General features: G+C 60.7%; 8 protein-coding genes. 4 read left to right on the top strand and 4 right to left on the bottom strand.

The window, feature by feature from the left end; translation table 11 throughout:
- Positions 1-53 precede the first annotated feature (53 nt).
- Positions 54-2,462 carry a beta-glucosidase BglX gene (gene bglX / locus DHV10_RS25535; RefSeq protein WP_109489308.1) on the bottom strand — a complete coding sequence of 803 codons (2,409 nt, stop codon included), beginning with the start codon at positions 2,460-2,462 and terminating at the stop codon, positions 54-56.
- A 238-nt stretch (positions 2,463-2,700) separates the two neighbouring features.
- On the opposite strand from bglX, the gene DHV10_RS25530 reads away from it, so the two are divergent.
- The gene (locus DHV10_RS25530) at positions 2,701-4,446 is read left to right on the top strand and encodes a CRTAC1 family protein (protein WP_109489307.1); all 1,746 of its coding nucleotides are present in this window, start codon (positions 2,701-2,703) and stop codon (positions 4,444-4,446) included.
- A gap of 45 nt (positions 4,447-4,491) precedes the next feature.
- Here DHV10_RS25530 and DHV10_RS25525 read toward each other — a convergent pair whose 3' ends face one another.
- Together DHV10_RS25525 and DHV10_RS25520 are read right to left on the bottom strand one after the other, a co-directional pair.
- The gene (locus DHV10_RS25525; RefSeq protein ID WP_109489249.1) at positions 4,492-5,706 is read right to left on the bottom strand and encodes a tetratricopeptide repeat protein; all 1,215 of its coding nucleotides are present in this window, start codon (positions 5,704-5,706) and stop codon (positions 4,492-4,494) included.
- A 153-nt stretch (positions 5,707-5,859) separates the two neighbouring features.
- Positions 5,860-9,420: a TonB-dependent receptor gene (locus DHV10_RS25520; protein ID WP_109489248.1), complete on the bottom strand. Its 3,561-nt coding sequence runs from the start codon at positions 9,418-9,420 to the stop codon at positions 5,860-5,862.
- 332 nt (positions 9,421-9,752) lie between these two features.
- Here DHV10_RS25520 and DHV10_RS25515 point away from each other — a divergent pair, with 332 nt between their 5' ends.
- Genes DHV10_RS25515 through DHV10_RS25505 form a run of 3 tightly spaced genes read left to right on the top strand, consistent with a single transcriptional unit; the run spans position 9,753 to position 13,956 of the window.
- Entirely contained in the window at positions 9,753-11,195 is a 1,443-nt protein-coding gene (locus DHV10_RS25515; RefSeq protein ID WP_162601888.1) for a hypothetical protein, read from the top strand.
- Complete coding sequence (locus tag DHV10_RS25510) at positions 11,192-11,704, top strand: glycoside hydrolase family 125 protein (RefSeq protein ID WP_109489246.1); 513 nt, start codon at positions 11,192-11,194, stop codon at positions 11,702-11,704. Before DHV10_RS25515 ends, DHV10_RS25510 begins: the two co-directional genes overlap by 4 nt.
- Entirely contained in the window at positions 11,701-13,956 is a 2,256-nt protein-coding gene (locus DHV10_RS25505; RefSeq protein WP_109489245.1) for a glucoamylase family protein, read from the top strand. The genes DHV10_RS25510 and DHV10_RS25505 overlap by 4 nt, the downstream gene beginning before the upstream one ends.
- A 139-nt stretch (positions 13,957-14,095) precedes the next feature.
- Here the strand turns inward: DHV10_RS25505 and DHV10_RS25500 are convergent, their stop codons facing one another.
- Positions 14,096-14,980 carry a cytochrome c oxidase assembly protein gene (locus DHV10_RS25500; protein WP_239462045.1) on the bottom strand — a complete coding sequence of 295 codons (885 nt, stop codon included), beginning with the start codon at positions 14,978-14,980 and terminating at the stop codon, positions 14,096-14,098.
- Positions 14,981-14,994: the final 14 nt, after the last annotated feature.

The raw sequence follows: 14,994 nt of genomic DNA, 5'->3' as shown, positions 1-14,994 counted from the left end.
TTTGTGAATCCTATGTTTCCCGCATTCGTACGGCTCGAACTGCACTCTAAGCTTCACTGCACAATCTTGAACTCATCGTGCAGATCGGCGGCCGAGCTGCCTCCCACCCAGACGGTGTAATCCGTCGGCTCGATCACCGCACGCCCATCGTTGTTGAAGAACGAAAGCTCCGGGAACCCTAGCTTGAACGTGACCTGCTTCGACTCGCCCGGCTTCAACGTCACCCGCTCGAACCCCTTCAAGCTTCTGACGGGCTGTTCGAGAGTGGCGCCGAGGTTTTGCACGTAGCACTGCACGATCTCTGTCCCATCGCGATCGCCCGTGTTCTTCACCGTCGCCGTCACCGTAACGAGGTCTTTAGCATCCATGCGGCTTGCATCTCTCAAAGGGACGGAATGCTTTGAAACCGAGACTCCGTCATACGCGAATTTCGTATAGCTCATTCCGAATCCGAATGGAAACAGTGCGTCGTTGGGCACATCAACATAGCGCGAGAAGAAGCGCGAATCGCCGCTTGGAGGCTTGCTCAGATCGAGGCCCACCGGCGGTCTCCCGGTGGGAAACTGATTGTAGTAGAGCGGCTCCTGCCCAACGGCGCGCGGGAAGCTCATGGGCAGCTTCGCGCTCGGGGTCACGTCGCCGAACATCAGATCGGCGATCGCATTTCCCGCCTCTGTCCCCGGAAACCACGCCTCCATGATCGCTGCGACATGCTTTGCGGCCCAGTCCAGCACCAAAGGGCGCCCGGAAAAAACGAGCAGGACTACAGGTTTTCCAGTTGCCGCAACCTGCTCGAGCAACTTCTCCTGGTTGCCCGGCAGATCGAGATACGCGCGCGATCCCGCCTCGCCGCTCATCTCCGCCGACTCGCCCAGAGCCATCACCACCACGTCCGCCTGCTTCGCCTGCGCTACGGCTTCAGCAAAGCCAGCTTCCGAATCCGTTTCGATCTCCGTACCCTTCGCATAGAGCAAAGACCCGCCTGATTGCTTCATCCGCTGCTCAAGGGCATCTTTCACGGTGACAACATCCGGCTCTCTCTTTGTCAGTCCCCATGCGCCGATCATCTCTCCCGTGTCGTCGGCCAGAGGGCCAATCAACGCAATCTTCTTCGCGTCTTTGTTGAGAGGCAACACAGCCGCACCGCCAGGTCCGTCGTTTTTGAGCAGGACGATGGCTTCTTCCGCGGCCTTACGCACCAGCGGGCGATGCTCCGGAACAGCCGCCGTCACTTCCTTGCCATCGGCATACGGATGCTCAAACAGCCCCATTGCAAACTTCACGCGCAACACGCGCCGCACCGCCTCGTCGACCACGCTCATGGGAATCTGCCCCGACTTGATCAGCCCGGGCAGCTCCGCGTCGTAGTAGTGCGACATCATGTCCATATCAACCCCGGCCGTGATGGCCTTCTTCGCCGCGGTGGCCGCATCGAGGGCGATGCCATGATTACGCAGCTCCATCACAGCGGTGTAGTCGCTGACCACAAAGCCATCGAAGCCCCACGCGTCGCGCAGAACCGATTGCAGCAGATACTTGTTCGCTGTCGCGGGCACTCCGTTGAGCGCATTGAACGCGCTCATCATGGTGGCCGCGCCCTCTTCCACCGCCGCCTTGTATGGAGGCAAATAGACCTGGTGCAGACGGCTCATCGACATATCGGTAGTGTTATATTCGCGGCCGGCTTCGGATGCCCCGTAGGCCGCATAGTGCTTCACGCTGGCCGCAACGCTGGTTGGCGATGAGAGATCTCCCTGCTGATAACCGCGGATGTACGCGCGCGCCATTGCCGCGCCGAGATACGGATCCTCGCCCGCGCCCTCCTGCGTCCTTCCCCAGCGCGGGTCGCGCGAGATGTCCACCATGGGCGAATAGAACCAGTCCACTCCGCCGGTTCTCGCCTCACTTGCCGAGATGTGCGCGAGCGAACTTACCAGTTCCGGATCGAACGACGCAGCGAGCGCCAGCGGCATCGGATAGATCGTCTTGTAACCGTGGATGATGTCGGCGCCGAACATCAGCGGAATGTGCAGGCGGCTCTTCTCCACCGCCGCGTGTTGCAGTTCGTTCGTCCGAGCCTGTCCGACGAGATTGAGCAGCGATCCCAGCCTGCCCGTGGAGACCAGCTCCATCGCATCCACCGGATGCGGAGCCGTCGGATTCTTTCCCGGATTCGCCGTTTCGTCCGCCGTCTTCGCCTGTCCGCTGTACCCGCTGTCGCTGTACTGGACCAGCTGCCCGAGCTTCTCCTCCAGTGTCATCTTCTTCAGCAGTGCGTCGACTTTTCGCTCGATCTCCGGCGACGCGAGCTGCTTGTTCGATGGAGCAGCTGGGGCGACTGCAGATTGAGAGTGCGCGCCCTCCGCTCCAGCGCTCGTCAGCACCAGCAATGCCACAAGGATCCACGGAGATCCACCACGATGCTTCGCTTCCGACTCCAGAAAATTCCGGAATAACTTCATAAGAGCCATGTCCTTCTCGAACCTCAGTTCACTTCGCGTTCAGCTTCAAATCTCATGTCCGCTGAATCTGTTCACTTCGAAACACCCGAAACTCAATCTGCGCACTCGGTGCACTTCAGGTCCTCGCGAGCGCGGCCACCACTTTCACTTGCAACTTCTCATCTCACTGCCTTTCGTGAACTCCGCGTTCTATAACAGTACTGAGGGATCGAACGCGGGTTCGCTGCCGATCACGTCCATGGCCGACGATCACATCTCGAGCGTGCAGCGCCGAAGGATTCTCCGATACATCGGTGCGCTGACTGCTTCCGCGCTCGCGCCGCGCCGTCTCTGGCCCTCTGCTCTGCAGGCTTCTCCGGCAGCAGCCGTACCAAAGCCTGCGATCCAGTTTGAAGAGATCGCCCAGCAGGCCGGCCTTCACTTCGTCACACGCAACTGCGCCACCCCGAACAAGAATCAGCCGGAAACCATGGTTGCCGGCGTTGCGCTGTTCGACTACGACAACGACGGCTTCCTCGACATCTACTGCGTCAACGGCGCCGACATCCCCTCGCTCCAAAAGACCTCTCCCGACTACTGGAATCGCCTCTACCGCAACAACCACGACGGCACATTCACCGACGTCACCCAGAAAGCAGGCGTGGCCGGAGCAGGCTACGGCATGGGCGTCGCCGTGGGTGACTACGACAACGATGGCCGCGCCGACATTTTCGTTGCCAACGTTACCGCCAATCAGCTCTTTCATAACAACGGCGACGGCACCTTCAGCGACGTCACCGCGAAGGCGGGAGTGGCCGGCGTCCAGGCTCACGGCAAGAAGATGTGGTCGGTGGGCGCGGGCTGGTTCGACTACAACAACGACGGCCTTCTCGACCTCTTCGTCGTCAACTACTGCCACTGGGAGGTCAACAAAGACCCCTACTGCGCGCTGAAAGAGGGCCTGCGCGGCTACTGCCATCCCAACCAGTACGCGCCGCTGCACAACACGCTCTACCGCAACAATGGCGACGGAACCTTTACCGACGTTTCGCACGAAACCGGCATCGACGCATTCTTTGGCAAGGGAATGGCCGTGACGTTTGCCGATGTCGATGGCGACGGTTTTCTTGACGCCTTCGTCACCAACGACACCATGCCCAACTTTCTCTTCCGCAACATGGGCGGAAAGAAGTTCGAAGAGATCGCCGTGTCTGCGGGCGTGGCGTACTCGCTCGATGGCAACGCGCTCTCCGGCATGGGCGCCGACTTCCGCGATATCAACAACGACGGCCGCCCCGATCTCTGGCACACAGCCGTCGAGCACGAGGACTTCCCGCTCTACATCAACCAGGGGGGCAATGTCTTCGCCGACGCCACTGTAACGAGCGGGCTCGGCCAGCTCACCAATCGCATGACCGGCTGGAGCAACGGCGTCTACGACTTCGACAACGACGGCTGGAAGGACCTCTTCGTCGCGCGCGCCAACGTGATGGACAACATCCAGCAGGCCATCCCCGCGCAGGCCTACCCCGAACCCAACAGCGTCTTGCGCAATCTCGGCAACGGCAAGTTTCAGGACGTCAGCGCTAGCGCAGGACCGTCGTTTCAAGTGCCCGGCGCTCACCGCGGCGCAGCCTTCGGCGACATCTTTAACACCGGCCGCATCGACGTGGTCGTCAGCAGCCTCAACGAGCCCATCAAGCTCTTCCGCAACATCGGCGCAGCAGGACAGCATTGGATTCTCATCCGTCTTGTCGGAACCTGCAGCAATCGCATGGGCCTCGGCGCGCAGATCCGCGTCACAACTCCCGACGGCCACAAGCAATGGAACGAAGCGACCACCGCAGTTGGTTACGCCTGCTCCAGCGACCCGCGCGTGCACTTCGGCCTCGGCGCCAACACCGCGATCAAAGAAATTCAAGTGACCTGGCCGAGCCGCGCGGTGCAAACCCTGACCGACATCGCCGCCGATCAGATCCTCACTATTGAAGAACCGAAGTCCTGACGCGTACCGCACCGCTGATCCCGAAATTGTTGCTTGCGCTTGCATCTATGGCTTCGATCTCGCGTCCATCGCGTCGGTAATTTCGACCGCTTCTTCGCCTGCAGCCTGTTGCGCCTGCTTCTTGCGCGCGAACTCCGCACGCGCACGCGCAGCGTCCTGCGTTCGCCCGACCTGCGTGTAGGCATTGGCCAGCGATATGTCGATTTTTGTCTCCTGCGGAAAGGCCTTCCGCGCTGTTTCGAGCTCCGGAATAGCCCGTTGATAGACCCCCGTCTCCAGCAGCAGCAGACCCAGCAGATAGTGGCCCAGCGGAAGATCGGGCTGCAGCTTCACCGCTTCTTCCGCGAATTTGAGTCCCTCCTCGGGATTCCACTTGTACTCGGCCGCGGCGATTCGCAGACGAGGCAACACGCTGTTCGGCTGCACCGCAATCTCTGCCTCAAACTCCTTGATCGCGCCATCGTGATCGCGCGCATCCTGCAACATGCGCCCGTACGCGTAATGCAGCAGCGGGAAATTCGGCGCTCGTGCAATTACCTCCAGAAACTCCGCTTTCGCCGCGTCGTATTCTTTTGCCCCGCTCAGGCACGCTGCTTGCCCCACATGCTGCACGATCTGCCCTGCCTCTGTTCTGGCGCTCGGCTGCGCGACGTCCCGCATGCGCAGCGCGACCATGCCGAACGTTCCTGCAAGTTCCGCGCTCCGCAAGCCCCCCAGACACAAGGAAGCCAGCGCGCCTTTCGCCGCTTCAAACTTCCCTGCCCTCTGCAGCAGCACTCCCTCGTGATACATCACGACGTCCCGCAGTTGCTGATCTTCGAGCACGCCGAGCTTCTCGCTTTGCTGGATGTCCTTCAATGCGCGGTCCTGCTGCCCCAGCTCAAATTCGCAGAGCCCCAACATGGCTCGCGCGGTCCCGTGGCCTGGATCGAGCGCAACCACCTTTTCGAACGCCAGCTCTGCCTCCGCGTAGCGATCGCTGTCATACTGCAGCGTCCCCAGCGACCACCAGCCCTCGGTCCACTTCGGGTTGAGGACCAGCGCGCGATGGTAGAGCTTCGCTGCTTCCTCCAGCTGCCCGGCATCTCTCGCCTCATCGGCTTTCTTCTTCAAGGATTCGAGATTGCGAGACGGAACGCCCGAACCCTGCGCTCCCCCGGCCCGTGAACTCACGGCCCTCGGTGTTCCCGATTGGCTCAATCCGACAGCTGTCGCCATCGCAAACACCAGGACACCATTGAATGAAAACCTTTTCCGCATCGGGCCTCGTAAACAATTCCCGTCAGATCAAGACTCTCATCTCAGAGGAAAACAAGAAAGCCGCCGTCGATCGTCAACTCTGCGACGCTTCGCCGACGGCTCAATTGGTGAAATCTCCCTGCCCCGAAGAGCAGGGAGAAAAGGCAGGCCAGGTTAGAACTTGAAGTGGAACTCACCTTCGATGGTCCGCGAACCAAGGGCGTTATTTGCTCGCCCAAAGTTTGTGTCCGTGATGTTGGTGTCGATGTTGGTGAGGTTCACCTTGTTGAACACGTTGAAGGCGTTGGCGCGAATCTCGAACCGGGCATTCTCACCCAGCACCTTCATCGGCGGCAAGCCAAAAGCCTTGGTCGCCGCGAAGTCAAGATTCGAGTAGAGCGGTCCATAGAACGCGTTCCTGCCCACTCCCGGAGCCTGCGGAAGAGCACTCGGCGTCGGGACAGACTTGATATCGTTCCAGTCGGGGCTGGTGTTGTTCACGACGTCCGGCTGCGTGAAATATGCCTTTCCGCCTTTCGGAAAGTGCCCGGCCGCTGTCTTGAAGCTGTCTGTAGATTGGCTGCTGGATGCACCGCCCTTGTAGGCGACTGCACGCAGATCGCAATCTCCGTTGTTCTTGTAGAACGCGTTGCAGCCGAGTCCGCCGTAGTGCGGGTTGTATGGGAAGCCGGAGTGATAGATGAAGATCGGACTGAACGTCCATCCACCCAGCACTTTCTCCGCCATTGAATTGCCATGGAAGATCCGCGGCGACCACATGCCGAACATCTTGATCGTGTTCCGCACGTCGTAGTCCGAATTGCCCCAGTTTTGCCCGGGCAGCCATTGGTAGTCGGACTGCGTGTAGGGTCCCGATCCATCGTCAAGCGAGTGTGCCCACTGGTACTGCACATCCGCCTCGAAGGTGTGCGCGAACTGGTGGCGAATCTCAGCCCTCATCGCGTTGTAGTGCGAGGTGCCGGAATCTTCGTACCAATCAATGAAGTTCACCGCCGGGTTGAACGCCACGGCTCCGGTCAGAATCTGCGGTGCGAATTTGTTGTACAGGTTGTACTGCAGCGGCAGATTGCGCCCCGAACTTCCCGTGTAACCAAGGGTCGCTACCCATTGGCTGCCCAGGTCGTACTGCGCCTCCACCGAGTACCGGTACACATACGTGGTCGGCAGTTTGGGATCTACAGCCGTGACGTTGATCGCGATTCCGCTCGTCGGCAGATTCGCGGAGTTGAAGTTCGAAATCAGCGCCGGACTGCCCGACAGCGATCCGTACTTGAAGACGTCGCTGATGTTGTAGGCAATCTGATTGCCCGTGAGCGATTTGCTGTTGGTCAGGAACGGCGGATCGAAACGCGTGTTGGTCGTGATGGCCTGCTCCAGCCCGTTGTACGACAAGCCGAACCCACCGCGCAGTACCAGCTTGCCCTGGTGCTTCATCGGCATCCAGGCAAACCCGATCTGCGGGCCGAAGTTCGCCTTCTGCGCATCCACCTGCGGCTGCTTCAGAACGATTGCCATTCCGGTGAAGGTGCCGGAACCGCTGCCGAGGTCGAGCCGCGGATTGTTGCCCTTCTTCTCCGTCATGCCGCCGAAGTACTCCCAGCGAAGGCCAAGGTTCAGCGTCAGGTTTGGCTTCACCTTCCAGTCGTCCTGCACGAATATCGACGGAATGTTCTGGCGGTCGTCTTTTCTGGAATCGGTCGGACGGCCCGTCAGTGGATCTGCGCCGTTGATCTGCTCCGCCTGCGGCGCATCGTTCAGGAAGTCCCAGTAATTGTTGAAGTAGAAGTTCTCGCTGGCGCCCCAGGGAGCCGAATCGAGTTGGGCGAGTCGCGTGTACTGCCCGCCAAACTTCAGGTTGTGGCTCCTATATACCTTGGTGAGCACGTCTTTGAAGTTGAGCGTCCACTGGTCGAAGATGCTGCCGATGCTCGGACCAAAGCCGTTCGGATTGACGTTCGAAAATGAATTGGAACCATCCACGTGGTACAGGTTCGCAAAAGGCAGACCCAGCGGCGCCTGCGGATTGTCTTTAAGCTCGTTCCACTTCCACCCGGCCATATCGGCGCGCGCTTCATTCAGCATCGTGCCGCTGAACGTATGGTTGTAGAGCGCTCCCATCGAATAGTTCTTCGCTCTGTGATGGAAGATGTTCTGCGGCCGATCGGAGAAGCTGTCCGACGAGACGGGAACGTAATAGATGTTGCCGGCTACCAGATCCTTGTTCGTCACCTGCACGTCGACACGTCCGTTGTACTGCGTGTTGACCGTATTGTTCGGGCCCTCGGTCGAGACGTAGAACATGTCCGCATTGCCATCCATGTTCGCCGCGTAGCTGCCGGTGCCGTCTCCACCGAGCCCGGGCGTGAACGTCTTCACGCCTTCTACCGTCGTCGGATCGGCATACGAAGGATCGTGCTTGCCCACTCCGATCGTCAGCGGCTTTCCAAGATCCAGGCCCTTGCCCTGAATCCAGTTGCAGTTCACTCCCTGCACCAGCCCTACATCCGCGCACTTGTGCGGATCGCCGGCGCCCTCAAGGATGTTCTTCGCCGAAACTCCAACGCCCTTCACGGTCAGAAACTTGTTTGCGTTGGTTCCAGACGCCGATGAACTGTCGAAGGTCGATGTCTCGTACCATCCGCCGCCGGTGTTTGTGCCATGGTTGCGAATCGTGTCGTATCCGAAGAAGAAGAACAGCCGGTTGAGAACGATCGGCCCTCCCACGGTTCCGCCAAATTCATTGAACCGGGCGGTATTCTTCTGCGGATTATTATTCGGCTCGAAGCGCTGCTTGGCATTCAGCCCTGGCCGATCCAGCTTGAACAGCCCAGTTCCATGGAACTGATTCGTGCCGTTCTGCGTGATCAGCTGAATCTGCGCTCCGCTAAAGCGGCCAAGCTCGGCGTCATACGGGTTCGTGACCACTTTCATTTCTTTGATGGTGTCTGGATTCGGCGTCACCACGGAGGCCGATCCCCACGTCACGCTTGTCGATTGAACGCCGTCGATGGTGACTCCATTGCTGTCACTGCGTCCGCCATTGCCCGAGACCTGCGGCCTGTTTTCCGTCTTGTAGGGACCATCGCTCGATCCCACGCTTCCCGGTCCCTGATTGCCAGGCAGCCCGGCGGATCCGCCGTCGCCGTTGTGTGAAGAGTCGCCGAACATTCCCGGCGCCAGATTTGCAAGCTGCAGCGGATCGCGGCCGAAGTCCGGCATCTTCGCCAGGTTCTCCTGCGTGATGGTTCCGCTGATGCTTCCAGTAGCCGTGTCGATCACCGGAGCATCGCCGGCATTCACGGTGACGGTCTCCGTGGTACCGCCGGTCTCGAGCACGACGTTCCGCGAGTTCGCCTGCTCGGCAATGATGCGAACGCCGTCGAGCTGCTTCTTCTTGAACCCGTCGCGCGTCAGTTCAAGCTTGTAGGTGCTCGGCGCAAGCTGGTTGAAAACGAAGTTTCCTTCCCCGTCGCTCGTGGCCGTAATCGCGCGGTTTGTCTCTGTGTCGGTCAGAGTCAGCTGCGCCCCTGGGATCATTGCACCCTGGGAATCGGCAACCGTTCCCTGCAGGCTGGCTCGGTATTGGGCGTGGGCGGGAAGAGCACACAGGACAAGAAGCATCGCTGCGAGGGTCCACAACCCAACCCGCAGATGCGCGACAATCCCGTGTTCCCAGCCGGTCGATCGAGAGCTGAGTACATTGTTTTCCTGCATCACGTTCTCCTGAGATTCGGTTACAAGGGGTACAGCCAACGCGTCAAGCACAATCGTTTGTGCTCAGTGCGCAAACGATTGCGCAACCGGACGGAAAGGTACCACCGGCCCTATCCCCTCTGTCAATGTTGATCTTGGGCGGAACCAACCAACCCGCCTGCATTCTTCCGCATCTCGATTCAGCTTGGGCCGAACTAATTCGTTTGAGCGCTTCTGACCGCCTCTGTGGAAAAAAGTGCGGCAAAGGTTCTGGTTCTCGTCCTCGAACAGGCTCCTGCCTGGTCGATTCCGGGCGTGTATGCTTGTCCCGGCATTGCAATCGGAGGTAGACCTTGCGGCCAGTAGTTCGTCGCCTTTCGCGCGTACTCGCGTGCGCGCTTGCCGTACTTGCACTCTCAATGTGTCTCGAAGGGGCTGAATCCCGCACCCCGCTCAAGCTCCGATCCGACGACATTCTCCCCACCGGCAACCAATGGATCTCCCTGCCCGATATCCGCGCCAGCGACGGCGCTCTGGGCACATTCAACTTCCTTTCCATGCGCCATCGCGGGCTCCTCCAGGTCAGCGGCGACAAGGGCTCGCCCGTCCTCCAGCCCTACTTCACCGTCGGCGGCAAGCCACTCGCATTTCAGAACCCCACGTGGGAACTCATCCAGTACTGGATTCCGACCGCGCGTCTCACCGTCGACGGCCTCGACGCGACACTCACCTGGTGCGCTCCGCCTGAATCGCGCGCAGCCTTTCTGCGCATGACGCTGACCAACCATCGCAGCGCGGCGGCCGACGTCACGCTTGGCGTTCGCGCCGCGTTCGGCTCCATCGATCGCGTCACGTATGTTCCCGTCGCGCTCCGCGGCGAGCGCGGGGTGGCGCCGGCAACCTGGGTAGAGCCGGCGGAAACCTTCAGCTACCTCACCACCGACACCGACTTTGCGTGGACCCTGCTGCACCCCGGATCCAAGGGCGCCATCAACGCGCCCCCGACGACACCAACTCCGTCAGTCGATGCCGGCCAATCGAAAACTCTGGCACCCGGCGAAACGATCGAAGCGAACTTCGTGCTCTCCGGCGGAATCGAGGAATTCAGCGCCGCACACAATGCCCGCGCTCTTCGCGAGCAGATCGAACGCAGCGGAGCGGAGGCCATCATCGACCAGACCGCCGCAGCTCTGAACGCGCGGATACGCACGACTGGGAAGTCGGATCTGGACCTGCTGATGAATCGCAATTTCCTCTTTACCGAGTTCTACGCGTGGGGGCGCACCATCGACACCGAGCAGCTCGTCGGCATCACCTCGCGCAGCCCGCGCTACTACGTCTCCGCCGCTTACTGGGATCGCGATGCCATGCTGTGGAGTTTCCCCGCTCTGCTCGACAGCGATCCTGCCCTGGCCCGCGATGCACTCGAGTACGCGCTGACCATTCAGCTGCGCAACACCGGCACGCACTCGCGCTTCATCGACGGCGTTGTCCTCGAAGATGGTTTTCAGCTCGACGAAGCCGCCGCTCCCATCGTGGCCCTCGCCGACTACATCAGGCAGACCGGCGACACTGCCTTCCTCACCGCGCATCAGTCCGCGCTGACGCGTCTGCGCGATGGGCTGCTGGCCCGCTTCGATCCCGCTACCGGTCTCTACTCATCACTGCAGGACTCGCAGGATGAATTCCAGAAGCTTCCCTTCCTCACCTACGACAACGCCCTCGTCTGGAGGGCGCTTACGATCTCGCCGATCTCTACGGTCGCCTCAATGACTCGGCAAACGCGGCCGATATGACAAAGCGGGCTTCATCCCTGCATCAAGCGATCCTGACCCACTGTGTTTCCGCATCCGCGCCCGGAGCCGCCGGCCCTATCTTCGCCTCCGCGACGGACGGAAAGAACTTCGTGTTTACGGACATCCCACCCGGCTCTCTCTTCAAGCTCCCGCTGCTCGGCTTCGTTCCTGAGTCCGACGCGACCTTCGTCCGCACATTTCAGTGGCTGCAATCGAGCAACTACAAGTATTCCTACGGCGACCAGCCGTACGGCCTGCCCGGCAGCTACCGCGTCCCCTTCACCACCGCGTGGAGCATCGCCGACGAACTGCGCCTCAAAGCTGGCCACGATAAGGCACTCAAGATTTTGCTCACCAGCAACTGGGATGGCGGCATCATCACCGAAGGCGTAGACCCCGCCACCGCCCGCATGGATCAGGCGGGTCGCGCCTTCGCCACCGCCGCAGGATATGTGGCCCACGCCATCTGCCAGACGTCCTGTACCGACAAACCGAAAGAGACGAAATGAAGTACGTTAAGCCTCATCTGCATTCTCGCAACCTTTGCGTTGCGGTTCTGTTCGCCCTCTCTCTCGCCGCGATCGTCGTGACTCCGTATGCAAGCGCTCAGGGCGACTACTACCGCCACGTCATTTTCGACAACAGCCTCACCCACGACACCTACTACCACTCGCAGGCGCAGACGAACGGGAACAGCTTCGTCGATAACCAGAAGGGCCGGTTGCCCGTCGACTCCGAGCACTTCCGCACTCCGCCGAATGCCATCCGCCTTACCTGGCAGTCCGCGCCCGACGGCGGCTGGAATGCGCAGATCTCCATGCTGAACTTCCGCAATCGGCGCCCTGGTCTGGACGGCCACAACCTCTACTTCTGGCTCTATGCTCCGCAGGCCATCGCCGCTGCCGACTTGCCGAAGCTCGTTCTTTCTACCTCTCCCGAAGGGCTTCAGGTAGCCGAGTTCCCCGCCAGCTTCAGCGCGCCGCTTGCGCTCGGCAAATACACAGGCAACATTCCGGCCGATAAGTGGACCGAGGTCCGCGTTCCCTTCTCCGACATCACCACGGCATCCATTTATCCCTTCAAGCCCGAGTACCTGCAGAGCCTCACCTTCCATCAGGACCGCGCCGATAACGCGCGCCACACACTCGTCATCGATGAGATCCGCGTGGCCGATGATCCAACTGCTTCAGCGCTGCCTGCTCCCAGCCACCTGCACGCAACCGGCTACGATCGCCACATTGAACTCGAGTGGTCATCCTCCGATCCCGCACGTCTGGCCCGCTACGTCATCTATCGCTCGCTCGACAACGGCCCGTACAAGCCCATAGGAATCCAGCTTCCCGGCTTCCATCGCTACGAGGACTTCCTCGGAAAATCTGGCGTTCACGCCAGCTACAGGGTCGCCGCCGCCGGTTGGAGCTATAACGAATCCTCACAATCCAATGTCGCCGAAGCCACCACCCGCGAACTCAGCGATGACGAACTGCTCACGATGATGCAGCAGGCGTGCTTTCACTACTACTGGGACGGCGCCGATCCCCACTCCGGCATGACGCGCGAAAACATTCCTGGAGACGACCGCATCGTTGCCACCGGCGCAAGTGGCTTCGGCATCATGGCCCTCCTCGTCGGAGTCGATCGCCACTTCATCACGCGCACTGAAGGCGTCGGGCGCCTCACGAAGATCGTCAACTTCCTCGAGCACGCCGACCGCTATCACGGCGTCTGGTCGCACTACATGAACGGCGCAACCGGGCACACCATGCCGGTCTTCGGCATGTACGATAACGGCGGCGATCTCGTCGAGACCTCATTTCTCGTGCAGGGCCTGCTCGCCGCACGCGGATACTTCCACGGTTCCGATCTAGCCGAAGAGTCGCTCCGCAAACGCATCACCGCGCTCTGGGAGTCAGTCGAGTGGAACTGGCATCGTCAGACTCCAACGAGCGACTTCCTTTACTGGCACTGGTCTCCTCAATGGGCTTATCAGATTCACCACCCGCTCATCGGGTGGAACGAAGTAATGATCACCTACCTGCTCTCCATGGCCTCTCCAACGCACGGCGTGCCCGCGTCGATGTACTACTCCGGCTGGGCTTCGCAGTCCGAAACTGCGCAGCACTACCGCGAGGGCTGGGGCGGCACCAAAGACGGCAACCACTACTTCAACGGCAACACCTACTACGGCATCAAGCTCGACGTCGGCGTCGGTCGCGGCGGCCCGCTCTTCTTCACGCATTACTCCTTCATGGGCATGGATCCGCACGCTCTTCATGACCGCTACACGAGTTCTTACTTCGACAACAACCGCAACATCGCGCTCATCAACCGCGCTTACGTCACGGCCAACCCCAAGCACTACGCCGGCTACGGCCCCGATGCCTGGGGACTCACCGCCAGCGACGGCCCCAACGGCTATGTCGCCCAGGCGCCCGATGAGCCCGACGACATCGGCAACATCACGCCCACCGGCTCGCTCGCTTCGATGCCCTACACACCGGAAGCCTCGATGGCCGCGCTCAAGCATCTCTATCGCGATTACGGCGACACAATGTGGGGCATCTACGGCCTGCGCGACGCCATCAACCCCGCCGCGAACTGGGTCTCTCCCATTTACATGGGATTGAATCAGGCGCCCATCGTCGTCATGATCGAGAACCACCGCACGGGCCTTGTGTGGAAGAGCTTCATGTCCAATCCCGAAATCGCCACGATGCTCAAGAATCTCGACGCCGCCACATCTCAAGTATCCAATCACTAGTGGCTGTCATCCTGAGCGCACGGGGCCCCACGCGCTTGCATCAGCGTGGGGGTGGTGAGCGAAGGATCTGCTTTTCGCCGATCTCCCTAGTCAGATCGGGTGCCCCAGGTCTCCCGCTTTTGGAGACCTGGGATCCATCTCATCCCCGGACCGAAACCTCATCCTCGACCCGCATCATCCACTTCGGCGACAACTCCCGCACTGCGATCACCACTGCCGGCAGCAGCATCACCGTCGAGTTCAGCACCCACATCTCCGACCCCGCCGCCACCTGATCTTTCAATGGACTCAGAAAGCAAACCCGCGGCGCCTCCGCGTACGACGCGTACAGCACCTTGCCCGCGAACGCCAGCGTCGCCGATAACGCCGTGTTCACCACATCCGCGCTGAGCAGGTACGGAATCACCGCCCATCGCGGCCACCGCGCCCTTGCCGGCCATGGCTCGACCACCACCCACCAGAACAGGAGCGACGTCGCAAAGAAACACAGATGTTCGAAGTCGTGGATGCGCTCACTCCGGAACGTCAGCTCGAACATCGCCGGAACATGCCACACCACATACGCAACGTTCATCGCCAGCCACGCAACAACAGGATGCAGCAGCGCATGTCCGAACCTGCGCAGCCACCGGGCACGAAACAGCGGCCGCAGCCCGGCAACCACCACGCGCGGAAGACCCCGCAGCATTGGCACAACCGGCGCACCCAGCGCAATCATCGGCGGCGCAATTGACATCAGGATGAAGTGCTGAATCATGTGCGCCGTCAGCAGGTAGTCATCCAGCGCATCGATGGGCGAAGCAATCGCAATCCAAAGCGCAACAACCCCGCCCACAAAGCAACCCGCACGCCACAGCGGCAGCTCGCGTTCACGAGTTCTCCGTGCAACACGCCAACCGCGCAGATACAGGACGAGCACGATGACCAGCGCAATCAGTGGCCCCACCGGCACAGACCACGTGCGCAGCAGTTCGCTCAGCGCCGGCGCGCGCCCCGCATCCGCTTCGAACAGCGCGAGCATCATTCCCGCAAGCCCCG

Origin of the sequence: Occallatibacter savannae, from assembly GCF_003131205.1 — a bacterium.
Lineage (GTDB): Bacteria > Acidobacteriota > Terriglobia > Terriglobales > Acidobacteriaceae > Telmatobacter > Telmatobacter savannae.
Note: the sequence above shows the minus strand (reverse complement) of the source record. Positions and strands in the feature narration are given on the sequence as shown.

Excerpts from the sequence above, each read along its gene's own strand:
- bglX (WP_109489308.1), bottom strand. The coding sequence starts at position 2,462 with ATGAAGTTATTCCGGAATTTTCTGGAGTCGGAAGCGAAGCATCGTGGT.
- DHV10_RS25530 (WP_109489307.1), top strand. The coding sequence starts at position 2,701 with ATGGCCGACGATCACATCTCGAGCGTGCAGCGCCGAAGGATTCTCCGA.
- DHV10_RS25525 (WP_109489249.1), bottom strand. The coding sequence starts at position 5,706 with ATGCGGAAAAGGTTTTCATTCAATGGTGTCCTGGTGTTTGCGATGGCG.
- DHV10_RS25520 (WP_109489248.1), bottom strand. The coding sequence starts at position 9,420 with ATGCAGGAAAACAATGTACTCAGCTCTCGATCGACCGGCTGGGAACAC.
- DHV10_RS25510 (WP_109489246.1), top strand. The coding sequence starts at position 11,192 with ATGACAAAGCGGGCTTCATCCCTGCATCAAGCGATCCTGACCCACTGT.
- DHV10_RS25505 (WP_109489245.1), top strand. The coding sequence starts at position 11,701 with ATGAAGTACGTTAAGCCTCATCTGCATTCTCGCAACCTTTGCGTTGCG.
- DHV10_RS25500 (WP_239462045.1), bottom strand. The coding sequence starts at position 14,980 with ATGATGCTCGCGCTGTTCGAAGCGGATGCGGGGCGCGCGCCGGCGCTG.